The sequence below is a fragment of the Actinoplanes sp. NPDC051405 genome (genome assembly GCF_055586185.1).
The window spans coordinates 517,762-543,376 of the sequence record NZ_JBVJIR010000003.1; the positions used below are offsets into that span (position 1 = coordinate 517,762).

23 protein-coding genes and 1 riboswitch are annotated in these 25,615 nt (G+C 70.9%); of the genes, 11 read left to right on the forward strand and 12 right to left on the reverse strand.

Features of this window, described 5'->3' with window-relative positions:
- The first annotated feature begins 25 nt into the window (after window positions 1–25).
- The 4 genes from ACZ6S4_RS10305 to ACZ6S4_RS10320 are packed head-to-tail and all read left to right on the forward strand — an operon-like array spanning window position 26 to window position 4,718.
- The gene (locus ACZ6S4_RS10305; RefSeq protein WP_465474599.1) at window positions 26–940 is read left to right on the forward strand and encodes a glycosyltransferase family 2 protein; all 915 of its coding nucleotides are present in this window, start codon (window positions 26–28) and stop codon (window positions 938–940) included.
- Window positions 941–943: 3 nt separating this feature from the next.
- On the forward strand, window positions 944–2,308 hold the full coding sequence (locus ACZ6S4_RS10310) for an O-antigen ligase family protein (RefSeq protein ID WP_465474600.1): 1,365 nt from the start codon (window positions 944–946) through the stop codon (window positions 2,306–2,308).
- Window positions 2,305–3,834, forward strand: a complete 1,530-nt coding sequence (locus ACZ6S4_RS10315; RefSeq protein WP_465474601.1) for a lipopolysaccharide biosynthesis protein — start codon at window positions 2,305–2,307, stop codon at window positions 3,832–3,834. Before ACZ6S4_RS10310 ends, ACZ6S4_RS10315 begins: the two co-directional genes overlap by 4 nt.
- Window positions 3,835–3,836: 2 nt before the next feature.
- Window positions 3,837–4,718: a sulfotransferase domain-containing protein gene (locus tag ACZ6S4_RS10320; protein ID WP_465474654.1), complete on the forward strand. Its 882-nt coding sequence runs from the start codon at window positions 3,837–3,839 to the stop codon at window positions 4,716–4,718.
- On the opposite strand, the gene ACZ6S4_RS10325 is transcribed toward ACZ6S4_RS10320, so the two are convergent.
- The 3 genes from ACZ6S4_RS10325 to ACZ6S4_RS10335 all read right to left on the reverse strand — a co-directional run bounded on the left by ACZ6S4_RS10325 (window position 4,715) and on the right by ACZ6S4_RS10335 (window position 8,146).
- The gene (locus ACZ6S4_RS10325; protein ID WP_465474655.1) at window positions 4,715–5,902 is read right to left on the reverse strand and encodes a hypothetical protein; all 1,188 of its coding nucleotides are present in this window, start codon (window positions 5,900–5,902) and stop codon (window positions 4,715–4,717) included. The genes ACZ6S4_RS10320 and ACZ6S4_RS10325 overlap by 4 nt on opposite strands.
- A 137-nt stretch (window positions 5,903–6,039) precedes the next feature.
- Window positions 6,040–7,548, reverse strand: a complete 1,509-nt coding sequence (locus ACZ6S4_RS10330) for a family 16 glycosylhydrolase (RefSeq protein WP_465474602.1) — start codon at window positions 7,546–7,548, stop codon at window positions 6,040–6,042.
- Window positions 7,549–7,819: 271 nt separating this feature from the next.
- Complete coding sequence (locus ACZ6S4_RS10335; RefSeq protein WP_465474603.1) at window positions 7,820–8,146, reverse strand: TfoX/Sxy family protein; 327 nt, start codon at window positions 8,144–8,146, stop codon at window positions 7,820–7,822.
- A 43-nt stretch (window positions 8,147–8,189) separates the two neighbouring features.
- Between ACZ6S4_RS10335 and ACZ6S4_RS10340 the strand changes: the two genes are divergently transcribed.
- A complete protein-coding gene (locus ACZ6S4_RS10340; protein ID WP_465474604.1) occupies window positions 8,190–9,374 on the forward strand; it encodes a hypothetical protein in 1,185 nt (394 codons plus the stop codon).
- A gap of 230 nt (window positions 9,375–9,604) precedes the next feature.
- Window positions 9,605–9,684: riboswitch (cyclic di-GMP riboswitch) on the forward strand.
- 14 nt (window positions 9,685–9,698) lie between these two features.
- Window positions 9,699–12,659, forward strand: a complete 2,961-nt coding sequence (locus ACZ6S4_RS10345) for a Calx-beta domain-containing protein (protein WP_465474605.1) — start codon at window positions 9,699–9,701, stop codon at window positions 12,657–12,659.
- A gap of 58 nt (window positions 12,660–12,717) precedes the next feature.
- Here ACZ6S4_RS10345 and ACZ6S4_RS10350 read toward each other — a convergent pair whose 3' ends face one another.
- From ACZ6S4_RS10350 to ACZ6S4_RS10390, 9 genes are all read right to left on the reverse strand, one after another.
- Window positions 12,718–13,806 carry a hypothetical protein gene (locus tag ACZ6S4_RS10350; RefSeq protein ID WP_465474606.1) on the reverse strand — a complete coding sequence of 363 codons (1,089 nt, stop codon included), beginning with the start codon at window positions 13,804–13,806 and terminating at the stop codon, window positions 12,718–12,720.
- A 126-nt stretch (window positions 13,807–13,932) separates the two neighbouring features.
- Window positions 13,933–15,894, reverse strand: coding sequence for an ABC transporter ATP-binding protein (locus ACZ6S4_RS10355; protein WP_465474607.1), 1,962 nt, complete (start codon window positions 15,892–15,894; stop codon window positions 13,933–13,935).
- Window positions 15,895–16,063: 169 nt separating this feature from the next.
- Complete coding sequence (locus ACZ6S4_RS10360) at window positions 16,064–17,800, reverse strand: ABC transporter ATP-binding protein (RefSeq protein WP_465474608.1); 1,737 nt, start codon at window positions 17,798–17,800, stop codon at window positions 16,064–16,066.
- A 3-nt stretch (window positions 17,801–17,803) separates the two neighbouring features.
- Window positions 17,804–18,382, reverse strand: a complete 579-nt coding sequence (locus tag ACZ6S4_RS10365; protein ID WP_465474609.1) for a TetR/AcrR family transcriptional regulator — start codon at window positions 18,380–18,382, stop codon at window positions 17,804–17,806.
- Window positions 18,383–18,487: 105 nt separating this feature from the next.
- Window positions 18,488–19,246, reverse strand: a complete 759-nt coding sequence (locus ACZ6S4_RS10370) for an alpha/beta fold hydrolase (protein WP_465474610.1) — start codon at window positions 19,244–19,246, stop codon at window positions 18,488–18,490.
- The gene (locus ACZ6S4_RS10375) at window positions 19,243–19,698 is read right to left on the reverse strand and encodes an SRPBCC family protein (protein WP_465474611.1); all 456 of its coding nucleotides are present in this window, start codon (window positions 19,696–19,698) and stop codon (window positions 19,243–19,245) included. Before ACZ6S4_RS10375 ends, ACZ6S4_RS10370 begins: the two co-directional genes overlap by 4 nt.
- Entirely contained in the window at window positions 19,695–20,042 is a 348-nt protein-coding gene (locus tag ACZ6S4_RS10380) for an ArsR/SmtB family transcription factor (protein ID WP_465474612.1), read from the reverse strand. Before ACZ6S4_RS10380 ends, ACZ6S4_RS10375 begins: the two co-directional genes overlap by 4 nt.
- Window positions 20,043–20,063: 21 nt before the next feature.
- Window positions 20,064–20,264, reverse strand: a complete 201-nt coding sequence (locus ACZ6S4_RS10385; RefSeq protein WP_465474613.1) for a hypothetical protein — start codon at window positions 20,262–20,264, stop codon at window positions 20,064–20,066.
- A 149-nt stretch (window positions 20,265–20,413) separates the two neighbouring features.
- Window positions 20,414–20,977 carry an AAA family ATPase gene (locus ACZ6S4_RS10390; RefSeq protein WP_465474614.1) on the reverse strand — a complete coding sequence of 188 codons (564 nt, stop codon included), beginning with the start codon at window positions 20,975–20,977 and terminating at the stop codon, window positions 20,414–20,416.
- A gap of 66 nt (window positions 20,978–21,043) precedes the next feature.
- Here ACZ6S4_RS10390 and ACZ6S4_RS10395 point away from each other — a divergent pair, with 66 nt between their 5' ends.
- From ACZ6S4_RS10395 to ACZ6S4_RS10415, 5 genes are read left to right on the forward strand one after another with little or no spacing between them, the layout of a single operon-like run.
- Window positions 21,044–21,490, forward strand: coding sequence for an aldo/keto reductase (locus ACZ6S4_RS10395; RefSeq protein ID WP_465474615.1), 447 nt, complete (start codon window positions 21,044–21,046; stop codon window positions 21,488–21,490).
- A 29-nt stretch (window positions 21,491–21,519) separates the two neighbouring features.
- Window positions 21,520–22,044, forward strand: a complete 525-nt coding sequence (locus ACZ6S4_RS10400; RefSeq protein ID WP_465474616.1) for a PadR family transcriptional regulator — start codon at window positions 21,520–21,522, stop codon at window positions 22,042–22,044.
- On the forward strand, window positions 22,041–22,721 hold the full coding sequence (locus ACZ6S4_RS10405) for an ABC transporter ATP-binding protein (RefSeq protein ID WP_465474617.1): 681 nt from the start codon (window positions 22,041–22,043) through the stop codon (window positions 22,719–22,721). Before ACZ6S4_RS10400 ends, ACZ6S4_RS10405 begins: the two co-directional genes overlap by 4 nt.
- Complete coding sequence (locus ACZ6S4_RS10410; RefSeq protein WP_465474618.1) at window positions 22,718–24,934, forward strand: FtsX-like permease family protein; 2,217 nt, start codon at window positions 22,718–22,720, stop codon at window positions 24,932–24,934. The genes ACZ6S4_RS10405 and ACZ6S4_RS10410 overlap by 4 nt, the downstream gene beginning before the upstream one ends.
- A 7-nt stretch (window positions 24,935–24,941) precedes the next feature.
- Window positions 24,942–25,448 (forward strand): DinB family protein, encoded by a 507-nt coding sequence (locus tag ACZ6S4_RS10415; RefSeq protein ID WP_465474619.1) that lies wholly within the window; start codon window positions 24,942–24,944, stop codon window positions 25,446–25,448.
- Window positions 25,449–25,615: the final 167 nt, after the last annotated feature.

The window sequence follows — 25,615 nt, forward strand, 5'->3', positions numbered from 1 at the left end:
GCCTGACAGCGCAGGGGAGAACGCCGTGCCGAAGACCTATCCGGAGATCACCGTCGTCGTCGCCACCCGAGACCGGCCCGGGCTGCTCGAGCGCGCCGTCGCCAGCATCCTCGGTCAGGACTATCCCGGCCGGGTCGAGTGTGTCGTGGTCTACGACCACGTCGACGTGCGGGAGCTGGACGTGCCGGTCGGCCCCGACCGATCGCTCAAGCTGATCGCCAACACCCGCCGGCAGGGCCTGCCCGGCGGCCGCAACAGCGGGGTGGAGGCGGCGACCGGCGAGCTGCTGGCGTTCTGCGACGACGACGACATCTGGCTGCCGGCCAAGCTGAGCCGCCAGGTCGAGCAGCTCGCCGACCCGGCGATCGGCGCGGTCAGCTGCGGCCTGCGGCTGCGCGGGCCCGGCATCGACAAGGAACGCGTGCTGGACCGCGACCGGGTCGTGCACGAGGAACTGCTCGCCGACCGGGTGATGGAGGTGCACTCCAGCACCATGCTCGTGCGCCGATCGACCTGGGCGGCGGCCGGCGAGGTCGACGAGGGCATCCCCGGTGGCTACAGCGAGGACTACGAGTGGCTGCTGCGGGTGTCGGCGACGACACCGATCGCCGTGGTGCGCGAGGCGCTGGTCATCGTCGACTGGCACGGCGGCTCGTTCTACTTCGGACGCTGGGCGACCATCGTCGAGGCCCAGCGGTACCTCATCGGCAAGCACCCCGAGCTGGCCACCAGCCGCGCCGGGATGGCCCGGCTGCGCGGGCAGATCGCGTTCGCGCTGGCCTCGGGCAACCGGCGGACCGAGGCGATGAAGGAGCTGGCCGCGGTCGTCCGGCTGAATCCGCGGGAGAAGCGCGTGCTGGTCACCGTGCCCGTCATCCTCGGGCTGATGACCGGCGAGCGGGTGCTGCGGATGGCGCAGAAGCGCGGCAAGGGGATCTGAGCATTGGCCAGGACGATCGTGCGTGGCCGGCGGACCGCCCGGGCGTCCGCGCCGGCCCGGGCCCGCGCGGTCGCCCTGGTCGAGCCGGGCGTCCTGGAGCCGGGCGCCTGGGCGGTACGCCAGGCGAAGCTCCCGGTGTGGCCGATCGTCGGCATGTTCGCGCTGCTGCCGCTGTGGTGGGGTCTCGGGCTCTTCTACGTCGCCTGGCCGCTGTTCGGCGCGGTGCTGCTGTGCCTGCTGACCTCGCGCGGCAACATCCGGCTGCCCACTGGCACCGTGCTGTGGCTGATTTTCCTGGGCATCGTCACGGTGAGCGCCACCCGTCTGGACCATGTCACCAACCTGGTGATCTTCGCCCTGCGGCTCGGGCACCTGGTCACCGGTCTGCTGGTCGGGATCTACGTCTACAACCTGATCCGCGACGGCGTGCCGTGGACCAAGGTGGCCAACCCGCTGGCGATCTTCTGGCTGTCGATGGTGGCGCTGGGCTGGCTCGGCGTGCTCCTGCCCACGTTCAGCTTCCCGAGCCCGTTCGAGCTGGTGCTGCCGCACGGCGTGCAGGCCGAGCGGTACATCCTCGACATCACCCATCTGGACTCGACGGAGTTCAACAAGTTCAGCCGCAACCCGATCTACCGGCCGGCGGCGCCGTACCCGTACACCAACAACTGGGGTACGGCGTACAGCTTCCTGGTGCCGTTCGTGCTCGCGTACCTGATGTCGGTGCGCCGCGGCCCGATGCGGATCGTCCTGCTGGTGTCCCTGCCGCTGTCGCTGGTCCCGGCATTCCTGACGCTCAACCGCGGCATGTTCATCGGCCTGGGTGCCGGGGTCGCCTACCTGCTCTTCCGGGAGGTGATGCGCGGCCGGGTCCGGCTGTTGCTGCCGGTTGTCGGCATCATGCTGGTCGGCTGGATCGTCACGCTGTTCATCCCGGTCTTCGACCTGATCACCAACCGCACCTCCAGCACGGACACCACGTCGGACCGCTTCGACCTCTACGTGCAGACCTGGGCCGCGGTGGTGCACTCGCCGCTGCTGGGCTTCGGGCAGCCGAACTCGGTCGACACCACGCACGCGTCCGAGCCGCTGGGCACCCAGGGCATGATCTGGCAGCTGCTCTACAGCCACGGCATCCCGGCGACGATCTGCTTCTACCTGCTGCTGCTGGTGATCGCGCGCCGGCTCGCGGCGGCCGTGACACCGGCCGGGCTGTGGCTGAGTGCGCTGCCGATCATCGCCGCGATCGTGACGCCGTTCTACTCCTACATCGACCCCAACATGTCGGTGCTGTTCTTCGCCCTCGGCCTCGGGCTGGCGGCGGTGGACGGGCCGGTCAACCGCAGCCCGAAGGAAGTGCCGGCATGACAGCGGTCGCCGCGCCCGGTCCCGCCGACACCGAGGTGCGCCGCAGCACCCGCAGCGGGGCCATCGGGCTGGTCGGTGCGGCGGTCAACGGCGCCTTCGGGTTCGTGCTCACCACCGTCATCGTCCGGGCCTTCGGTGCGGACGGCTCGGGTGCGCTGTTCAGCGTCATCGGCCTGGTCACCATCGCCGGGGCCATCTGCTGCTTCGGCGCGGACACCGGCCTGATGTGGGCGATCCCGCGGCGCCGGCTCGGCCCGCAAGGCGACGCGGCCCGGTTGTTGCCGCTGGCGGTGCTGCCGACGTTCGGCCTGGCTCTGGTGGTCGCCGCGATCGGGCTGCTGGCCGCCGGCCCGATCGCCCGGGCGCTGCTCGACGACCCGGACGGCGCGGCACTGATCCGCCTCGCCGCCGTCGGCGTACCGCTGGTGGTGGTCTCGACCGTGCTGCTCGCGGCGGTCCGGGCCACCCGGTCCGTGTCGGCGTACGTGGGGGTGCAGTTCGTGCTCGTGCCGATCGCCCGGCCGGTGCTGATGATCGCCGCGGTGCTGACCGGCGGCGGGGTGCTGCTCGGCTTCGGCGGCTGGCTGCTGCCGCTGGCCGCGGCCGTCGTGCTGGCGCTGGTGCTGGTCGTGCGCCCGCTCGGACTCGGTGCGGGCGCGAGCCTGCGGTCCGTACGGGCCGACTGGCGCACGTTCTGGGGCTTCGCGCTGCCCCGGGCCGCCTCGGTGGCGATCGACGCCAGCAGCATGTGGGTCGGTGTCCTGCTCACCGGCGCCCTCGCCACCCAGGCGGAGGCCGGTGTCTTCGCCGCCGTCGGCCGGTACGCGCTGGCCGGCCTGCTCATCATGCAGGGCCTGCGGGTGGCCATCGCCCCGCAGCTCTCCCGGTTGCTCGGTGCCGGCCGGCGCGCCGACGCCGCCCGGGTCTACCGGCGGACCACCCTGTGGATCGTCCTGCTCTCCTGGCCGGCCTACCTGGTCCTGGCCGTGTTCGCCCCGGCCTTCCTGGCGTTGTTCGGCCGTGAGTTCAGCTCCGGCGCCACCCCGATGGCCGTGCTGGCCGTCGCGATGCTCGTCAACGTCGGCGTCGGCCTGGTGCAGACCGTGCTGCTGATGAGCGGCAACAGCCGCGGGCACCTGCTCGCCACCGTGGCCGGGCTGCTGCTCAACGTCGTCGCGTGCGTGGTGCTGATCCCGCGGCACGGTGCCCTGGGCGCGGCGGTCGCCTGGTCGCTCGGCATCGTGTGCGAGAACGTGCTGGCCGCGATCCTGGCCCGGCGGGCGCTGGGCGAGCCGCTGTTCGGCCGTACCCTCGTGCTCGCCGCCGGGGTGGCGATCGCCGCGACCGGCGCCGCGGCCGCGACCGGCGTGCTGATCGCCGGCCGTGGCCTGCCCGGCCTGGCCGTCACGCTCGGCCTGATCGGCGCCGCCGGCCTGGCCGCCCTCGCCGACCGCCGCGTCCGCGCGGCCCTGCGCAACGTCTGGACGCAGCTCCGGCCGGCACCGACTCAGGAGGTTTCGTCGTGACCGTGAAGGACCGGATCAAGAGCGTCGCCCCCAAGGGCGCCAAGGAACAGGTCCGTGGGCTGCTGGTCCGGTACGGCGAACGCACCAGCGACCAGCGGCCACTGCCGGACTTCCTGGTGATCGGCACCAAGCGCGGCGGCACCACGTCGCTGTGGCGCTACCTGATCCAGCATCCGCTGGTGCCGCGGCTCTTTCCGGCGTGGAACACCAAGACCTCGCACTACTTCGAGGAGAACTGGCCGCGCGGTGAGGCCTGGTACCGCTCGCACTTCCCGACGGTGAAGCAACGCGCGGCGCTGGAACGCAAGCACGGTGCGCCGCCGAAGGTGGGCGAGGCCGCGCCGCTGTACATGTTCCATCCCCTGGTGGCCTCGCGGGTCAGCCGGCTGATGCCGCGGGCCCGGATGGTCGTGCTGCTGCGCGACCCGGTGGAACGGGCGTACTCGCACTGGAAGGAACGGCGTACCGAGGGTGTGGAGCCGCTGGACTTCGCGGCGGCGCTGGCGGCGGAGGAGTCCCGGACGGCGGGGGAGCGGGAGAAGCTGCTCGCCGACCCGAACTACTTCAGCGAGGCCTTCGACTGGTATTCGTACCGGGCCCGGGGCCGCTATCTGGAGCATCTGACGCCCTGGCTGGACCACTTCGACCGGGAGCAGCTGCTGTTCGTGGCCAGCGAGACGCTGTACCGCGAGCCGGCGGCGACGTACGCGCGGATCCTGGACTTCATCGGGCTGCCGCCGTACGACCTGGGCGCCTACGACGTCTTCAACGACCGGCCCAGCAAGGGCATGGACGACGAGGTACGCGCGGAGCTGACGGCGTACTACCGCCCGCACAACGCGGCCCTGGCCGAGCGGCTGGGCATGACCTTCGACTGGAGTTAGGGCAGCCGCTCGCCGAGGATGTCGAGCAGGGCGGGGTGCAGCTTCGGGTTCCAGCCCGCGCCCCCGCCCGACAGCTCGTACGTGCGCAGCCACAGCTCCACCAGGTAGGCGTCCGCGACGAACCGCTGCCGGACCGGATCGGCGAGACCCAGCGCGGCACCGTGCCGCCGCAATGCCTCGTCCACGGCCGTCGCGCACTCGGCCGCGGGCCGTCCCCGAGTGGACAGTGCCGTTTGGAACGCCTGGTGGGCCAGGTCGAAGCCGACCGGCACGCCCGGCGCCCTGTTCTCCCAGTCCCAGACCAGCAGGCCGCCCTTGTGCCGGGCCATGTTCCACGGGACCCAGTCGCCGTGCCAGTTGCCGAACTCGAGCGTCAGCTCCCGGTCGAGCTGGTCGATGGCAGCGTGGATGCGAGGGTCGGCGCCCTCGGCCCGCGCCCGCCAGCCGGCCAGCAGCGCCTGCACGGGCTGCGTCTGGGTGGCGGGTGAACCCCACCGGGCGACCGCCAGCATCGCGTCCAGGCGGGGACTGTCGGGTTTGCTGATCCGGCGTACCCGGCGGGGCATCGGCTCGATGACGGCGATCTCACGGCCGTTCCACTGGGTGTGCAGGATCAGCCGCGGGGCGGGCGGGAAGCCGTTGCCGGTGGGCAGCTCGGCCAGGGTGGCGGCCTCTGCACGGACCATCGCGCGGGTGCCGTCGTTCCAGCCGATCTTCGCGTAGCCGCGGGGCCGGCCATGGGCGTCGAAGAGCTGCAGGGTCGGCTTGTGGTGCGGGTCCGGCGGCCGGATGCCGATCGCCGCGTGCAGCTCCGGCTCGCCGAGCTGGTCGGCCAGGAACGAGGAGAGCAGCAGCTCGCGCTCCGGGGCGTGCACGGACAGGATCGGCGCCCGGGTCAGGCCCAGGGCACCGACCCGGGCGAGCAGGCCGACGGCGGCGCGACCGGCCCGGACCTTGGGCGGGCGCAGGGCGTTGTAGGCCAGCAGGGACGCCGCGGTGACCTTGCGGGAGGCCAGGGGCAGCAGGAAACGGGCGTGCTCCAGGGCCGGGATGACCGCGTACCGGACGGTGGCGGTCGGGTCGTCGCCGACGGTCACCCGGAGCCGGGGGTCACCGAAGATGGCGCGGGTGACCCAGCCCAGCCCGTCCTGCCGCTGCCTGGGGTCGGTGTCCGCTCCGACCAGCGAATCGGACGGGGTCCGCTGACCCGGGACAGAGGTCCGTGTCGACTCGTTCAGCACGGTCTCGACGATAGTGACGGGCGTGCACAGCGGACAGGGCCCCGAGGTCACATTCGGGGCCCTGTCCGGTCAGATGCTGCTCAGCGCTGGTAGACCTTGACGTAGTCGACGACGAAGTCGGCCGGGAACTGGGTGCTGGCGTCCGGATTGCCCAGCCAGCCGCCGACCTGGAAGTTCAGGCGCAGGTTGTACGGCTTGTTGAACGCCTTGTCGAACCAGGGCGTCGTGCTGCTGTCCCGGGTCCACACCAGCTTGCCGTCGATGTACCACTTCAGCGACTTCGCGTCCCATTCGGTGGTGTACGTATGGAAACCGTCGGCCGGGTGCGCGCCGCCGGGCATGGCGATCCGGGTGTCCTGCTTGACCGGCGTGTAGTCCCAGAAGATGGCCGCGGTCGACTTGTCGTGCCAGCCGGGCCCGCCGGGCAGCTCGGTCACGTCGATCTCACCGTTGCCGCCGTCGTCGGGGCGCAGCCAGAACGCCGGCCACAGGCCCTTGGAGCTCTCGGGCTTGTTCGGCGACTTGGCGCGGATCTCGAAGCGGCCGTACTTGAACGACGCCTTGCCGATGGTGTCCAGGTAGGACTGGGTGTACTGCCGGGTCTGCGAGCTGCACGTGGAGGACTGCTTCAGCGCCCGCAGGGTCAGGTTGCCGCCGCTGACGAAGGTGTTCTTCGGGTCGTCGACGTTACAGCCGATGTCGATCGACCGGCCCTCGCCGTCGCGCAGGTTCCACTTCGACTTGTCGATGCTGCCGGAGGTGAAGTCGTCGTTGAAGACCAGGCGCCAGCCGTCGGTGACCGGCGCGGTGGGCGCGGCCGGAGGCTTGGTGGTGGTCGGCGCCGTGGTGGCCGGCTTGGTCGGGCTCGGCGACGTGGCGGTCGGCGCGGCCGTGGTCGGCTTGGTCGACGGCGCCGGGGGCAGAGCCGTGCTGGGCGTGCTCTTGCCCGGCGTCGGCTTGGCCTGCGTCCGGTACGACAGCACCAGCTCGGGGTGCAGGTTGTCCTTCGAGTTCTCCCGCGAGGCCCAGTAGACCCGGGTGTTGAGGCTCTCCTGGGAGAGGGCGAACGTGTAGGTGCCGTTGCCCTGCACCGAGCCCGAGACGTCGAACTCGTTGTAGCCCTTGGAGACCTTGTCGAGCGCCTGCACGCTGCCGACGGCGGCGAGCTTGGCCGGGCTGCTCGCCGCGGCCAGGTCGCCGGGGACGGTGCGGGCCAGGATCCGGGCGGCGAAGTCGTGCCAGGCGTAGACGCGCAGGGTCGCCTTCACCTCCGTGGCGTTGGCCGGGAGCTTGTCGACGGCGAACTGCAGGGTGGCGTCCCGGCGCCCCTTGGGGTTGCCGTCGCACAGCGACGGGCAGCTCGCCAGGGTGGTCTTGCCGTTGGTGTCGCCGTCCTGCGGCACCTGGGTGACGGTGGTGTCGGCCACCGGCCGCAGGGTGAGACCGTCGTCGTCGTCCGCGAAGACGGGCACCAGCGTCCCGGCGGTGACGGCCAGCACCGCGGTGCCGATGATGGTGAGCGATCGGGTGCTGCGAATCCCCCGCCGCGGTGCCGGTGCATGGGCCGGCACGTGCGCCCTGCGCAACATCAACTGTCTACTTTCCTCGGAGATATTCCCTTGTGGTGGATCGACGGCCGAGCGTATCCGGAACACCGTGAAGATCACATCTTCGCAAAACCGCGCCTAATGCGGGCTTAAGACTGCACTAATGCGCGGCCGACCATTGCCCCCGTGTCCAAATCGGTCGTGTCCGCACATGTCCACCCGCCGCCGCCTGCGCGAACGCCGTTGTGCGGGTTGGCATGAATGGCGGTCAACCTGCTGTTGTGCGGCCGCTGACCACGCAGAACCGGGCGATTCACCCGGGCGGCAGCGTGCTGACGAAATCGCGGGCCCGGACCAGCCATTCCTCCAGCACGTCGTCGTCGAGTTCGGCGCCGTCCACCCGGACCCAGCCCCGCATGCGCCGGCCGCCCATCTCCATCAGCCGGGTCCCCGGCCGGGTCAGTGCCTCGTCGGCGGCCGCCGGCCCGACTCGGACCATCAGGTCGTCGCCGGTGACCCCGACGGTGAGCCGGCCGTCGGTCAGGAAGGCCAGCGAGCCGAACATCCGCTTGTCGGTCACCCCGGGCAGCTCGGCGAGCCGGTCGCGGACCCGCTCGGCCAGGGCCTCGTCGTAAGCCATGACCCGACCGTACCGCTGGCGGGCGCGCCCTAGAGTCGGCGCCATGCTCCGCCGGACAGCGGCCGTCGTGGTCACCCTGATCGCCCTGGTCGCGGCCGTGCGGCTGGTCGCCCCGCAGGACACCTCGGGGGTACGCCGGCAGCTGACGTTCCTGCGCGCGCAGCTCGACGCCGGTGCCGCGCAGGAGGCTCAGGAACTGTTCCCCGAGGGCTACTTCTTCCTGTACGCCCTCTACGGCCTCGCCCGCGTCGACCTCGGCCGTGCCGCCGCGGATCCGGCCGAGGACGCTCGCGAGGCCCGCTGGGCGCTGGCGCAGCTGGAGTCACCGGCCGGTCGGCGGCCGTTCGACGCTGCTCTCACTCCCGCGTACGGCGTCTTCTATCAGGGCTGGACCAACTGGCTCCGCGGTGGAGTTTTTTCCCTGGAGCCGGATCCGGCGCTGCGGCGGGACTTCGAGTCCGCGTCCGCGGTGCTGGCCACGGCCCTGGACGCGGCGGCGACGCCGTATCTGGCGGCCTATCCGGGACAGGCCTGGCCGGTCGACTCGACGGTTGCGGTCGCCTCTCTGCGCCTGCACGACAAACTCCTGACACCCCGGTACGCCGGCACGACCGATCGCTGGCTGGCCGGGGTCCGGCAACGCCTCGACCCGGCGACCGGGCTGCTGCCGCACACCGTCGACCCGGCGTCGGGCCGGCCCACCTCGGGCGCCCGGGGCACGTCGCAGAGCATCATCCAGCGATTCCTGGTCGACATCGACCCGGCGTTCGCCCGCGAGCAGTACCAGCGGTTCCGGTCCCTGTTCGTGGTGCGGCCGCTGCTGCTGGGGCCGGCGGTGCGGGAGTATCCGCGCGGGACGGACGGGCCGGCGGACGTGGACTCGGGTCCGCTGCCGCTGGGTGTGAGCCTGTCGGCCACCGCGGTGACGCTGGGCGCGGCCGCCGTGCAGGGTGACGGGCAACTGTCCGGGGCGCTGGCCAACTACGGGGAGCTGATCGGCGTACCGGTGTCGACGCCGTGGTCCAAGCGCTATGCGGCCGGGGCGCTGCCGATCGGTGACGCCTTCCTGGCGTGGTCGAAGACCGCGCGGCCGTGGGTGGCCGACCCGCCGGCGCCGCTGCCGGGCGTGGTGGGACGGTTCTGGCGGTTGCCGTTCCTGGCGTTGCTGGCGTTGGCCGTGCTGCTCGCCTGGCTGCCGGTCGCCCGCTCTCGTCTTGGCACCGTCTAGATCCGTCACGCCGATGCATTTTTCCTGGTAGAGGGTCCGCTCGGCGGAGACGAAATAGACACAAGACCGTACCCACGGGGCCATCCGGCCTAAAAGTCCAATTCCCCCACAACTCGGCAATCCGCTGGTTACAGTACGGACGGCGCAGTTCCGAAGTGCGAGTTATGTCCCCGCGCTAGGTGCCCGCGCCAACCGGTTCACGCCGGCGCACCACAAGCCGTCGCGTGCGGCACCGAGAAAGGCAAACCCGTCGAGAGGCGGGGACGCAAAGCCAGGGACCTCCCGAGCGGGAGGCGGCCCAGCCGCCGAAGGAGACAGAAACACATGCGCTATTCACCAGCCCATGCGGCCAAGAGCGGCTCGGTTCCGTTCATGCTGCGTGGCCCCAAATCACTGCGGACGGCTATGGCGGCCGCGGTCGCCGGCGTCGTCGGCCTGGTGCCGACCGTATTGATCGGGTCACCCGTCCACGCCGCCGCCGCCGGCGACTGGACCATCGCCGTCACGCCGGCCACCGAGGGTGGCAACGTCAGGTTCACGATCACCCGCACTGCGGGCGGTTCCGGTACCAAGACGCTGACGTACTCGACCGTGGATGACGCCGCTCTCGGCAACGGTACGACGACCGGCGCGGCTACTGCAGGTCTCGACTACACCACCACCAGCAACACGCTGGTCTTCTCTTCGGCCAACGTCGGCTCGAACGATGTTCAGACGATCGACGTGCCGACCAAGTCCGATGACCTGGACGAGTTCCCGGAAAGCTTCAGGCTCGTGGTCACCGATGCCGGCAACGCTGTCACTTGGGCCGACGGTACTGCCACCAACCTGGTGGGCACGATCAACGACGACACCAACGACGTGCCGCCCAGCTATACTCTGAGCGCCTCGCCGTCGACCGTTACGGAGCCGGCCAACGGCAGCGCGACCTCGGAGATCACGGCGAAGCTGTCAGCCCCTTCGGGCAAGCCGGTCACCATCAGCCTGAGCACGGACAACGGCACGGCGAAGTCGCCCGGCGACTTCAATGTGCTGAACGCGGTGCCACTGACCTTCGCGCCGCTGGACGTCGAGGAAAAGACGACTGTCACCATCCTCGGCGACGGCAAGGATGACACAGCAAACAGCGAGACCTTCTCGGTGAACGGCACCGGGACCAACGTGTCCCCGGCTGCCCGATCGGTGGACGTGAACATCACCGACTACGACCCCACTCCGAAGGTCACGCTCACCCTGGGTGGCTCGGTCACCGAGAGCGCGAACTCGACGCTCACCTTCCGCGTGCACCTTGACCGGCCCTCCGAGAAGGACGTCACGGTCCACTGGGACGCGGTGGCCGCGGAGCCGGTGGCCGGGCAGGGCGCCGTGGACCCGACCGAGGACTTCATGTCCTACCCGTCCTCGGCTGCTCGCACCGTCACGCTGCTGGCCGGCGACACTGATGAAGACATCGTGATCCCGATCAAGAACGACACGCTCGACGAGGCCAGCCCGGAGAACTTCGCGATCGCTCTCTCGGCGCCCGTCAACGCTGACCTCGGCACGGAATACAAGCTGGAAGGTCATATCAACGATAACGGCGGTACTTTGCCGCCGACCGTCAGCATCACGCCGATCACCTCCGTAGACGAGGGCGACAGCGGCTACAACCCCAGGAAGTTCACAGCGACTCTCGGCGCCAAATCGGGCCGCGAGGTGAAGGTCAAGTACACGACCACGATCAACGGCGCAGTCGGTCCCGGCAAGGCCCTGCCCGGGCGGGACTTCGTGACGAAGACCGACACGTTGACCTTCCCCGCCGGCACCACGACGCAGGACTTCACCGTGGACGTCATCGGCGACAAGGTCGACGAGGGCACGGCAGAGACCTTCCGGATCAGCCTCAGCGACGTCGACGGCACGGCGACGCTGGTCGGCACGCCCCAGAACGAAACAGTCACCATCACCGACGACGACGCCGCTCCCACGTTCAGCGTGGACAACGTCACGGCCAAGGAGATGGACGAGCCCGGCGTGGCGCTCATGCCGATCAAGCTCAGCAACGCGAGCGAGGCAGACATCTCGTTCGATGTGACCAACGTGCCGGCAGTGGGTGACACTGCCACCGAGGCCGTCACCGCGGCGTGGGGCAGCGACGACTTCGACAATCCGGTCTCGCCGGTCTTTGTGCCCGCGGGTCAGACCACGGGATACGCCCTTATCTACGTCAACGGCGACGAGATCTACGAGGGCACCAGCGAGACGACCCACTTCGATGTCGAGCCCAGTAGCGGAATGAGCACGTTCGTCACCGGCAGCAAGAAGTCGCCCAGGCTGACACTGACCGATGACGATCTCGCGCCGCAGCTTGAGATCAACAGCATCACTGGCAATGAGGGCGACACCGTGGCCGTCACGGGCACCGTGACTGGCATGGCGCAGGCCGAGGTCAACCTCAACGTGACGTTCGCTGGTGGCTCGTCGAAGGGCAGCAATGCCGCCGAGGTGGAGGACTTCACCAACCCGGGCGCGACCGCGGTCAAGATTCCGGGTGGCACGAGCCCCGGCACGGTTCTCCCGGTGGCGAACATCGTGCTGACCAAGGACGCCGCCGCGGAGCCCGCCGAGACCATCATCGGCACCGGCATCGGGCTGGGCAATGTCGGTACGGTCAAGGAAGGCATCGTCACGATCGCGGCCAACGGCACCACGCCGACGGACCCGACGGACCCGACGGACCCGACGGACCCGGATGTCGAGGCGCCGACGCTGAAGGCGTCGTCCACGGTGCGGATCGGCCGGGGCAGCGTCGTCCTCAGTGGTAAGGCGGCGGCCGGCCAGACGGTCGACCTGTGGGGCAAGAACAATGACGCAGAGGAGTTCGTGAAGCTCAGCTCGACGACCGCCGAGTCGAACGGCACGTTCTCCTTCACCCGTGGGCTCAACACCTACGGTATGAACTTCAAGGCCGCCATCGGCGACCTGGAGTCCGACACGGTCACGGTCATCGTGCGGCAGGATCCGGAGTTCACGGTCACCTCGCCGTCCAAGGGTGTCGTCCGGGTCACCGTCTACGGAGACCCGAAGATCTCCGGTTCCACGACCAAGGTCTTCCAGGCCAAGACGGGTGGTGGCTGGGTCACAGCCGGCACCGGCAATCTGAGCTCGGCCGGTACGTACACCAAGACCATCACCGGTCTGACGTCCGGCAAGTCCTACACCTTCAAGGTGCAGGTCCTCGGTAACGCCAGCCGTGGCATCGCGACGGGCTACTCGGCCACCAGCAAGAACGTCAAGGTCAAGTAACTCCTGACGGATCTCAGGCAGGGGCAGCCCGGATGGGCTGCCCCTGCTGCCGTTCCCGCTACAGCCGGCTCACCGTGACGGTGTTGAAGCGGAACCGCGTGTTGTCCCCGCGGATCCCGACCGGCGCGCCCGCCCGGATCGGCGCGCACCCGATGCCGGTGTCGACCGCGCTGACCGTCGCCTTGCCGTCGACGTACAGCACGACGGTCACCGAGCCGCCCGGGTTGTTCTGCACCGTCGCCGCCACCCGGCGCCACTTGTTGCGCACGATCGGCATCCCGGGGATCTCGGCGCCCAGCGTGTAGTACGTGCCGCCGTTCACCGGCCCGCCCGGGCACTTCTTCTTGATCAGCACCTTGCCGTCGCGGCGGGCGACGCTGGCCGCGTACAGCTCGTACTGGGACTTGTGGCGCAGCCAGATGTGCACGCCGTCGTAGCTGCTCGCCGGGGTGTACGACGTCGACGTCTGGTGCGCGATGTTCAGGTTGAACGAGACCCTGACGTTCGTGAAGTCCGCCCGCACAGTGTGCATCCGGAAGACCGACGAACCGGTGTTGACCGCCGAGGTGGGTCCCGGGGCGCCGTCGTCGATCTTTCCGGTGTCCCCGCTGCCGCGCGTGGCGAACAGCGAGCCCGTGGTCACGTGCCAGACCGCCGAGCGCACTGCCCGCTTGTTCCTCGGGTTGTGGTAGGCGAACCCGTTCGTCACCAGGCCGGTGCGGCGCCCGAGGGCCGGACGGTAGACCTGCGGGCGCTGGGCCGCCGCTGTCGCCGCGACGGCTACCTCGCCGACCGTCGTGGCGCCCGGGAGGTCGACTCCGATCCGCTCGGTACCGGCCGGCACAGCGGGCGTCGTCGTCGCCAGCGACGCCCACGACGCCGACGGCCCGTACGGCGTGCCGGTGAACCACCGTCGCCAGCCCGCGGCGGCGCTGTACGTGTACGCGACCGCCCGGACCGTCGAACTCGCCTGGTAGGCAGACGTGATTGTGTAGGCGCGCCCCGGGGTGACGGCGAAGCCGCAGTCACCGGCCGGCTGCGGGCAGACTGCCGGAAGCGTCTCAGGCAGGGCGGGGGTGGCGGGGGCGGCTCCGAGCAACCCCGGCAGCGCCGTCGCGAGCGCGGCCAGCTGGGGAACGATCCACACCGTGACGACCTCCGGTTCAGCGGCACACCGCGCCGGGCCGGGCGGCGTCGCCGAAAAGTTCGGGAACCGGGCCGCGGAGCTGAGAAGTCCCGGCCCCGCGACCCGGCGCACAACCGAACGGCACCCTCAGTCGACCTCCACGGCGGCCTGGGCGAACTGCGCCGAGTACAGCCGGGCGTACGCGCCGTCCGCGGCGATCAGGTCGTCGTGGGTGCCCTGCTCGACGATCGCGCCCTGCTCCATCACCAGGATCACGTCGGCGTCCCGGATCGTCGACAGACGGTGGGCGATCACGAACGAGGTGCGGCCTGTCCGCAGCCTGTTCATCGCGCGCTGGATCAGCACCTCCGTACGGGTGTCGACCGAGCTCGTCGCCTCGTCCAGGATCAGGATGCTCGGCTCGGCCAGGAACGCCCGGGCGATCGTGATCAGCTGCTTCTCGCCCGCCGACACGTTCGAGCCCTCCTCGTCGATCACCGTCTCCATGCCGTCCGGCAGGGACCGCACGAACCGGTCGACGTGGGCCGCCTCGGCTGCCTCGGCCACGGACTCCGGCGTGGGATGGTCGGCCCCGTACGCGATGTTGTCGTAGATCGTGCCGCCGAACAGCCACGGGTCCTGCAGCACCATGCCCATGTGCTCGCGCAGCTCCTCGCGGGGCATCGTCGCGATGTCCACCCCGTCGAGGGTGATCCGGCCGCCGGTCACCTCGTAGAAGCGCATCAGCAGGTTGACCAGGGTGGTCTTGCCGGCGCCGGTCGGGCCGACGATCGCCACTGTCTGCCCGGGCAGCACGGTCAGCGACAGGTTGTCGATGAGCGGCTTGTCCGGCAGGTAGCGGAACGACACGTCCTCGAAGGCGACCCGGCCGCGGACCGTGTCACCGAGCACCGGAGCGGGCGCCTCCGCCGACTGCTCCGGCGCGTCCAGCAGCGCGAAGACCCGCTCGGCCGACGCCACCCCGGACTGCACCAGGTTGGCCATGCTGGCCACCTGGGTCAGCGGCTGGCTGAACTGCCGCGAGTACTGGATGAACGCCTGCACGTCGCCCAGCGACAGCGAACCCGTGGCCACCCGCAGCCCGCCGACGACCGCGACCAGCACGTAGTTCACGTTGCTGATGAACATCATCGCGGGCTGGATCAGGCCGGAGATGAACTGCGCGCGGAAGCTGGACGCGTACAGCTTGTCGTTGTGCTCCCGGAACGTCTCGGCCGCCTCCTGCTCGCGGCCGAAGACCTTGACCAGCGAGTGGCCGGTGAACATCTCCTCGATGTGGCCGTTCAGCCGCCCGGTCGTCGCCCATTGGGCGACGAACTGCGGCTGCGACCGCTTGCCGATCCGGGTCGTGACCCAGACCGACACCGGTACGGTGACCAGCGCGATCAGTGCCAGCAGGGGCGAGATCCAGAACATCACGGCCAGCACGCCGATGATGGTCAGCAGGCTCGTGACGAGCTGGCTGAACGTCTGCTGCAGCGTCTGCGCGATGTTGTCGGTGTCGTTGGTCGCCCGGCTCAGCACCTCGCCGCGCGGCTGCTGGTCGAAGTAGGAAAGCGGCAGCCGGGCCAGCTTGGCCTCGACCTGCTCGCGCAGCCGGGACACGGTGGCCTGCACCACCGTCGCGGTCAGCCGGCCCTGGAACACGCCGAAGACCCACGCGGCCACGTAGAGCGCGAGCACCCAGAGCAGCAGGTGCCCGAGGCGGGTGAAGTCGACGCCCTGGCCCGGGATGACGTCCATCGACGCCAGCATGTCGGCCCGGTTGGTCTCGCCCTCGGCGCGCAGCCGGTCGACGAGCTCGGCCTTGCTGACCCCGGCGGGCAGGCCCTTGCCGACGATGCCGTTGAAGATGACGTCGGTGGCGTGGCCGAGCAGCCGCGGGGCGATGACCGACAGCGTCACGCTGGTGATGCCGAGCAGCAGCACCACGCCGACCAGGACCCGCTGCGGGCGCAGCATGCGCAGCAGCCGCAGGCTGGAACCCTTGAAATCCTGCAACTTCTCGGTCGGCATGACCGCGCCGCCCATCATGCGGGCCCCCGGCCCGCCCATCGGCGGACCAGGACGACGCGTAGGCGCGGTCATACTGTGCCCCCCGGAACAAAAAGCGGACCCCGAACGCGATCATGACGCTCACTTCGCTCGGTCATGCTGTGCCTACTGGAACAAAGAACGCGATCATGACGCTCGCTTCGCTCGGTCATGCTGTGCCTACTGGAACAAAGAACGCGATCATGACGCTCGCTTCGCTCGGTCATGCCGCGGCCTCCTGCTCAGTCAACTGCGAAAGAACGATTTCCCGGTACGTGGGGTTGGTGTCCATCAGGTCGGTGTGCGAGCCCGTGCCGACGACCACGCCGTTGTCGAGCACGACGATCCGGTCGGCGTCGCGGATGGTGCTGACCCGCTGGGCGACGATGACCACGGTCGCGTCGGCGATGTGCGCGGTCAGCGCCGCCCGCAGCGCCGCGTCCGTCGCGTAGTCCAGCGCCGAGAACGAGTCGTCGAACAGGTAGATCTCCGGCCGGTGCACCAGCACCCGGGCGATCGCCAGCCGCTGCCGCTGACCGCCGGAGACGTTGGTGCCGCCCTGCGCGATCGGCGCCTCCAGCCCGCCCTCCATCCGTTCGACGAAGTCGCGGGCCTGCGCCACCTCGAGCGCGGTCCACAGCTCCTCGTCGGTGGCGTCCGGGTTGCCGTAGCGCAGGTTCGACGCGACCGTGCCGCTGAACAGGTACGGCTTCTGCGGCACCAGGCCCACCGTCCGGGACAGCAGCGCCGGGTCGAGCTCGCGGACGTCGACGCCGTCGACCAGCACGGTGCCGCCGGTCGCGTCGAACAGCCGGGGGACCAGATTGAGCAGGGTCGTCTTGCCGCTGCCGGTACTGCCGATGACGGCCGTGATCTCCCGCGGACGGGCCGTGAGGTCGATGCCGGACAGCACCGGCGCCTCGGCGCCGGGGTAGTGGAAGTCGACGCCGCGCAGCTCCAGGGAGCCGTGCCGGTGCAGCTCGGTGACCGGCCGCGGAGCGATCACCACACTGGACGGCAGCACGAGCACCTCCTCGATGCGCTCGGCGCAGACCTCGGCCCGCGGGATCATCACGAACATGAAGGTGGCCATCATGATCGCCATCAGGATCTGCATCAGGTAGCTGAGGAACGCGGTGAGCGCGCCGATCTGCATCGAGCCGTCGTCGATGCGGTGCCCGCCGAACCACAGCACCGCCACGCTGGAGGCGTTCACCAGCAGCATCACGGTGGGGAACATCAGCGCCATCAGCCGCCCGACGCGCAGCGACACGTCGGTCAGTTCGGCGTTGGCGAGGCCGAAGCGGGCCTGCTCGCGGTCGTCGCGGACGAACGCGCGGATCACCCGGATGCCGGTGATCTGCTCGCGCAGCACCCGGTTGACCTTGTCGATGCGCACCTGCATGGTGCGGAACAGCGGGCGCATCCGGGCGATGATCAGCGTGACCACGCCGACCAGCACGGGCACGACGACCAGCAGCAACGAGGACAGCGGCACGTCCTGCCGCAACGCCAGCACGATGCCGCCGACACACATGATCGGGGCCGAGACCATCAGCAGGAACGTCATCAGCACCAGCATCTGAACCTGCTGGACATCGTTGGTGGTGCGGGTGATCAGCGAGGGCGCACCGAACTGGCCGACCTCCCGGGCCGAGAAGTCGAGCACCCGGGAGAAGACGGCGGCCCGGATGTCCCGGCCGACGGCCATGGCCGTGCGGGCGCCGAAGTAGACGGCGGCGACCTGGGCGGCGATCTGCACCAGCGTGATGCCCAGCATCTCGGCGCCGACCATCATGACGTAGCGGGTGTCGCCGGGCACCACGCCGTTGTCGATGATGTCCGCGTTCAGCGTGGGCAGGTAGAGCGTGGCGAGCGTGGCGACGAACTGGAAGAGCACGACCAGGAAGATCGCTTTTCCGTACGGCCGCAGCCGCGCGCGCAGAAGTCGGACGAGCACCGGTCAGACACCCCCGTGTGAATGGTCTGGTGGGACGAGCAGCCCGTCGAGCAGCAGCGACACCAGCTCGTCGCCGTCGAAGCGCCGGTCGGCGAACGGGCCGTAGCTGTTGGCTCCGCAGAAGAGCAGAACCAGCCGGGCGACCTCCGCCGGTGACCGGCGCAGCAGCGCGGCGTCCGGCTCGATGACCTCCGTCAGGGCGGCGAGCAGCTGCTCGCGGGCCCGGTTCATCCGCACGATGCCCGCCGGGTCCTTGGCGTGATGGGCGTGCCGGGCCGCGGCCATCAGCCGGGCGTTGCGGGCGAACCGCTTCATGATCAGTGTGGCGGCGGCCGACAGCCGCCCCCGCAGATCCTGGCTCGGAGCGATGGCGGCGACGGCGTCGATGGTGGACGCGGGGTCAAAGGCCTGCACGATCGCGGCGGTCAGGAGTGAATTCTTGTCGGGGAAGACGCCGAAGATCGTGCCCTCGGCGACCCCGGCCGCCTGGGCGATCTGTTTGGTGCTGACGTCGAGCCCGTGCTCGTGCAGCAGCGGGATGGTGGCAGCGATGAGGGCGGCCCGCCGATCCTCGGGGGCCATGGCAGGCACCCGTCGGCGTCGCGGACTCCGGGCTGGAGAGGTCACTCCGTGGAGCCTAATGAGCGAGCACTCACTCAACCACTGATATTTGTCACGGGTGTTCGCTCAGCCGCGGAGGAAATCGATCAGGTGCGGGGCCAGGGCGTCCGGCTGCACGTCGTGCGTCTGTCCGGCCAGCGAGCGGTGCTCGGCCGCGGGGAACGCGGCCGCCGTCGCCTGCGCCGCCTGCTGCAGCGCCGCCGGGCTCGCGGTCCCCGAGACAACCAGCACCGGTACGGCCACCGGCAGCTCACCCGGCACCCGACCGTCACCCAGCAACGTGTCGTCGTAGGCCAGCGTCGGGGCGATCGCCTCCAGGGTCGACCAGCCCGGGCCACTCCGCATGCCGGCGATCACCGGTGCCGGCACGCCCACGGTGGTCATGAACAGCTCGACCGCGTCCCCGCGCCGGCCCGCCGCCAGCAACTCGCCGAGCCGCGCGGTGTACTCCTTGTCCCCGCCCAGGAACGGCGGCTCGTACAGCACCAGCCCGGTGACGCCCGGATCGGCGGCGGCGGTCGCCAGGGCGAGAGCACCGCCGGACGACATGGCGTACAGGGCGGCCTGGCCACCGGCGGCGCGCACGATCGCCCGCAGGTCCTCGACTTCACGCTCAGCCGCGTACGGCTGGGTGTCGCCGCTCTCCCCGCGGCCCCGCCGGTCGTAGGTGAAGACGGTGAAGGCGCCCGTCAGGAGTGCGGCCAGCGGCCGCATCGGGCCCGCGGCCCGGTAGCACATGGCCCCGTCGACCAGGACGAGCGCGGGCCCGCGGCCGGCGCTCTCGTAGGCGATCTCGGTGCCGTCGGCGGATGTCACGGTGGTCATGTGGGCTCCTGGCTGGTCAGTTGGGCCACGTAGGCGGCGTAGCGGTCCAGGCTGGTGACGAACCCGGCCTGGGCCTTGGCTGCGAGATACGCGGCGGGCACGTTGCTCTGGTGGGTGACGACCTCGGTACGCCCGTCGTGCAGGTCGGTGAAGGTGACCGTGGTCCGCATGCCGCCCTCGACGCCGGCCTCGACCCAGACGAGCCGGTGCGGCGGATCGATCTCGGCATAGACCGCCCGCATCGTGTACGTGCTGCCGTCGGCGTCGTTGACCATGGTGGTCTCGAAGGCGCCGCCCGGCCGCAGGTCGACCACGATGCCTTCGACCGGTGTCGTGGTGCCGGCCGGTCCCCAGAAGTACGCGAGGTGGGCCGGCTCGGTCATGCAGGCGAAGAGCAGCGCGGGGGAGCCGCGGTGCACCCGGGTGAAGGTGAGCTCGCCGGTGCCGGTCACGAGGTGCCCTCCGATGCGTTGCGCAGATCGCTCAGGTGCTGCTCCAGGCGGTCGTGCCGGTCCGCCCAGACCTGCCGGTGCCGGGCCACCCAGTCGACGGCCTCGTCGAGCCGCCCGGTCTCCAGCACGCAGGGCCGCGACTGCGCCGTCCGGGTGCGGGAGATGAGCTGGGCCTGCTCCAGCACCTTGAGGTGTTTGGAGACGGCCTGCTGGCTCATCGGCAACGGCTCGGCCAGCTCGTTGACCGTGGCGTCGCCGTGGGCCAGCCGGGCGAGGATCGCGCGCCGGGTGGGATCGGCGAGCGCGAAGAACACCTGGCTCAGGTCATCCTGCACAACGGGCATGGCCCGAACAGTACGCACAACTCACTCGTTGTACAACCCGTCGGTTGTCAGCGAGCCGAGCAGGGACCGGGTGACGTTCTCGGCCTCGGTGAGCATCTCGTCCACCGCCTGCCGTAGATCGGCGTCACCAGGGTCCCGGTCGTCCTCGGCGGCGATCAGCACCGCCCGCCGCACCAGCTCCTTGGCGAACGAGGCCGTGGTCCCCTCCGTACGCTCGGCCACCTCGTCGAGGATGTCCGCGCTGAACGGGAGCCGGCTCGAGGACGTCGACCCGGTTGGTGGTGAGCAGGAACGCCACGTCGGCGTCGTCGCTCAACCCGTCCAGGGCCTCCAGCACCGCGAACAGCAGCGGCTGCTCGCCGCCGTGGTGGTCACGGGCTCTCCGCGACCAGGTCACAGTCCTCCAGCACCACGAGAGCCGGCTGCAGGGCCCGCGCCATCAGGGCGGCCTCCGACACGTACCGGATGGACGGCCCGGCGAGCAGGATGACCGTGAGGTCCGGCAGCGCGCCGAGCAGGTAGCGGACCGTGTGGGTCTTGCCCGTGCCCGGCGGTCCGTAGAGCAGCAGGCCGCGCTTGAGGTGCTGGCCCGCGGCCCGCAGTCGGTCCCGATGCCGGGCGACCCCGGCGACGTGGCGCTGCAGCCGTTCCAGCACCCCCGCGGGCAGCACGATGTCGTCGGGCGCCAGCACCGGCCGGCGGTGGAACGTGATCCCGCCGACGCCCGGCTCGAAGTCCGAGCCACCCAGCGTCAGCACCTGCCCGCGCAGCACGGACCGCTCCAGCATGACGGCCCGGACCGTGCTGATGAGTGCGGCGGCCACGCCGGGCGCCGCGGCGAGCACCTCCATCCGCGCGTTCGTGCTGCCGGTCCGCGGGTCGGCTCCACGTTGCAGAACCGCGACCGGCGCGCCGTCGAAGGAGAACAGCCGCATCCCGAACGAGACGATCTCCCGGGTGCTGTCCGGCCCGGTCGCGGTGCTGCTGTAGTCGACAGCCTGGTGCAGCGGGACGCGGAACGCGAGCTGCTGCCGATGGCCGAGGCGCTCGGTCTGGCGGTCACGGCGTGGAGCCCATTGGGCGGCGGAGTGCTGTCCGGCAAGTACACGGTGGACGGCGACGCGGGCAGCACCCGGCTGGACCGCGCGAGCGTGGACGAGCGGACGCACGCCGTCGTCCGGGCCGTGCTGGCCGTCGCGGCGGAGATCGGCGCGACTCCGGCCCAGGTCGCCCTGGCCTGGATCAGAAGCCGGTCCCGGGCGATCTTCCCGATCCTGGGCGCCCGGCGCCTGGCCCAGCTCCACGACAACCTGGGGGCGCTGACCGTCGAGCTGTTCGACGAGCAGTGCGAACGACTGGCGGCGGCGACCGGCTTCGAGCTCGGCTTCCCGGGTGACTTCATCAACCAGAACGCCCGCTGGGTGTTCGGAGCCGCCGCTATTCCCTGAGCGTATACTCTCAGCGTATAGTCCTCCGCATGACGGTGCCGCTGACCCTTCTGGGGCTTCTCGAACGTGAACCCAGCCACGGTTATGACCTCAAGCGTGACTACGACGCCTACTTCGGGCGGGGTAAGCCGCTCTCGTTCGGCCAGGTCTATTCCACGCTGTCCCGCCTCGCCCGCGACGGCAAGGTCGTCATCAGCGACCTCGAGCCCGGCGAGGGCCCCGACCGCAAGCGCTACATCATCACCGATCTCGGCGCGACCGAGGTGGACAGCTGGCTGACCGAGCCCGTCGCCCCCGAGCCGCATCTGCAGACCGTGCTCTTCGCCAAGGTGACCCTCGCGCTCATGCTCGGGCGCAACGCCGAGGGTTACCTCGACACCCAACGGGCGGCCCACCTGCGGCGGATGCGCGAGCTCACCGAGATCAAGCGCACCGGCGGCCTGGTCGACGCCCTGCTCGCCGACCACGGCCTGTTCCACCTGGAGGCCGATCTGCGCTGGATCGACCTGACCTCCGCCCGGCTCGACGCCCTGGCCAAGGAGGTCCGGTCGTGACCGTCATCGAGGCGCGCGACGTCGTCCTGTCGTTCGGTGAGACGCCCGCGCTGCGCGGCGCCGACCTCACCGTCGCCGAGGGTGAACTGCTGGCCATCATGGGTCCGAGCGGCTCCGGCAAGTCCACGCTGCTGCACTGCCTGGCCGGCATCCTGGTGCCGGAGGCCGGCGAGATCCGCTTCGAAGGCCGGCGGGTGGACCGGCTCGGCGAGACCGATCGCAGCCGCCTGCGGCGGGACAAGTTCGGCTTCGTCTTCCAGTTCGGCCAGCTCGTGCCCGAGCTCAGCGCGCAGGAGAACGTCGCCCTGCCGCTGCTGCTCAACGGGATGCGGCGGGCGGCGGCGGTGGCCGAGGCCCGGGCCTGGTTCGGCCGGCTCGGGCTCGACGGCCTCGAGGAGCGCCGCTCCGGCGAGCTCTCCGGCGGCCAGGCCCAGCGGGTCGCCCTGGCCCGAGGGCTGGTGGCCCGGCCGCGGGTGCTGTTCGCCGACGAGCCGACCGGCGCGCTCGACTCGCTCACCGGCGAGCACGTCATGGACCTGCTGGTCAGCGCGGCCCGGGACGAGGGCACCACGGTCGTGCTGGTCACCCACGAGCCGCGGGTCGCCGCGTACGCCGGCCGGGAGGTCGTCGTCCGCGACGGCCGGGTGCACTCGCTGACCGCCGAGGCGATCGCATGATCCGCTTCGGGCTGCGGCTCACGCTCGCCGGTGGCCGGGAGGCAGCGGTACGCCTGATCGTCATCGCCCTGGCCGTGGCCCTCGGAGTGGGCATGCTGCTGCTGGCGCTCACCGGGCTGAACGGCGTGACCAGTCAGAACGACCGGTACGGCTGGGCCAACTCGGCGGACGTGCCCGGCGCCGAGCAGGGCGTCGATCCACTGTGGTGGCAGCTGCGGGTGGACGGCTTCGACAGCCGTACCGTCGGCCGGGTCGATCTGGCCGCGACCGGTCCGCGCTCGCCGGTGCCGCCGGGCCTGCCCCGGCTGCCCGGCCCGGGGGAGTACTTCGCGTCGCCGGAGCTGGCCAAGCTGATCGCGGACACCCCGGCGGCCCAGCTGGCCGACCGCTTCCCGGGCCGCCGCCTGGCCGGCACGATCGGCCGCGACGCGCTGCCCGCCCCGGACTCGCTGGTCGTCGTCGTCGGCTACACCCCGGCGGAGCTGGCCCAGCGCGCCGGTGTCTCCCGGGTCGGCACGATCGCGGCGACGCCACCGGAGCAGTGCCCGAACGGCTGCTGGAGAGGCATCCCGACCTCCGGGCTGCAGCTCATCCTGGCGGTGGTGGCGGCCGCCCTGATCTTCCCGCTGTTCATCCTCATCGGTACGGCCACCCGGCTCGCCGCCACCCGCCGCGAGCAAAGGTTCGCGGCCATGCGGCTGGTCGGCGCGACCCCGGCGCAGGTCTCCACGGTGTCCGCGGTGGAATCCATGGTCTCCGCGCTCGCCGGTACGGTCCTCGGCTTCGGCCTGTTCTTCCTCGTCCGGGACACGGTGGCGGCGGTCCCGTTCACCGGCGCCCCGATGTTCCCCGAGGACCTGGCGCTGGACCCGGTGACCTTCCTCGGCGTGGCGCTCGGGGTGCCGGTGGTGGCCGCGCTCGCGGCCCGGCTGGCCCTGCGCCGGGTGCAGATCTCCCCGCTGGGTGTCACCCGGCGGGTCACGCCCCGGCCGCCGCGGGCGTGGCGGCTGATCCCGCTCGCGGCCGGCCTCGGCGAGCTGGCGTACTTCGTGGGCCGCCGGCCCGGCACCACCAACGGGCAGATCATGGCCTTCCTGCCGGGCATCTTCATCATCATGATCGGCCTGCTCGTGGCCGGCCCGTGGCTGACCATGGCCGGCTCCCGGCTGGTCGCGAGCCGGGCGAAACGGCCGGCGTCGCTGATCGCGGCCCGGCGGCTCGCCGACAACCCGCGGGCGGGCTTCCGCTCGGTCAGCGGCCTGGTGCTGGCGCTGTTCGTCACGAGCGTGGCCGTCGGGGTGATGGGCTCGATCGCCGCCGATCGGGACAAGCCGAGCCAGGCCCCGGACGCCGCCAGCCTGTTCACCCTGTTCCGTGACGAGGCGGCAGCGCCGGTCGGCGATCCGGTCCCGGCCGGGCTTGCGGCGCAACCGGGTGTCCGGGGCATCGCCGTGACCCGGATCCCGCCGCCGAGTGTGCCGGTGCCCGAGGCCCCGCTCGGTTCCTTCGGCTGGCCTTACGTGCTGGCTTCGTGCGACGAGATCGCCCGGCTGCCGGACGTCACCCGGTGTGCTGCCGGAGCCCGTACAGGGTGGGTGTGGCCCGACCTGACCGGGCCGGAGGACTGGACCGGACCGTGGCCCGCCGCGGACGTCGACCCGGCCCGGCTGAGCACCTTCAAGGCGCAGTCGATCGTGACCCTGACCGACGGTTCGACGCCCGCGCTGGAACGGGCCCGGACGAGCCTGCAGCTGGCCCACCCGATGCTCTACTCGCCGTACTCGAGCGTGGAGTTCGGGGCCGAGTCGGCCAGGGTCTTCGAGGGCTGGAAGCGGCTGGCCAACGTGGTGATCCTGGCCAGCCTGGCCATCGCCGGGTGCAGCCTGGCGGTGAGCGTGGCGGGCGGCCTGAGCGAACGCAAGCGCCCGTTCAGCATGCTGCGGCTCACCGGCGTCCCGCTCGGCACCCTGCGCCGGGTGGTCGCGCTGGAGAGCGTCACCCCGTTGGTGACCGCCGCCGTGGTGGCACTGGGCTCCGGACTGCTGGCGGCACATCTGTTCCTGACCGCGCAGATGAAGTTGTCGCTGAGCCCACCCGGGATCTCGTTCTATGTCATCGTGGTCGCCGGGCTCTCGGCGTCGCTCGCCGTGATCGCGTCCACGATGCCGCTGCTGCGCCGGATCACCGGCCCGGAGGCGGCCCGCAACGAGTGAGGGAACTGTGCAGGACGACCGGATCGACCCACCCCTGCTCGGCGGGGAACGCGAGACACTGCGCGCCTACCTGGACTACCACCGGGCGACGCTCGCCATGAAGTGCCAGGGCCTGTCGGACGAGGAGCTGCGGCAACGCTCGATGCCGCCGTCGACGCTGACCCTGCTGGGCCTGGTGCGGCACATGGCCGAGGTCGAGCGCACCTGGTTCCGCCGGGTCATCAACGCCGAGGACATCCCGCTGCGCTGGTCGGCGGAGGGCGACTTCCAGGCGGCGTACGACGCGTCGGCCTCCACCCGGGCCGAGGCGTTCGGCGCTTGGCAGGAGGAGGCCGAGCACGCCCGCCGCATCGAACGGGCGGCCGAGTCGCTGGACGTGACGGGCTACCAGGCGCGGTGGGGCGAGAAGGTCTCGCTGCGCCTGGTGATGCTGCACATGATCCACGAGTACGCCCGGCACAACGGCCACGCGGACTTCCTGCGCGAGGGCATCGACGGCGAGGTCGGCGCCTGAGCCACGCGCCGCGCTCGTCGCTCCGGCGGCTGGCTGCCCGTCACGCCGGCCGTTCGGTGGCGCTGGCCGTCCGGTGGCGCTGGCCGTCCGGTGGCGCTGGCCGTCCGGTGGCGCTGGCCGTCCGGTGGCGCTGGCCGTCCGGTGGCGCTGGCCGTCCGGTGGCGCTG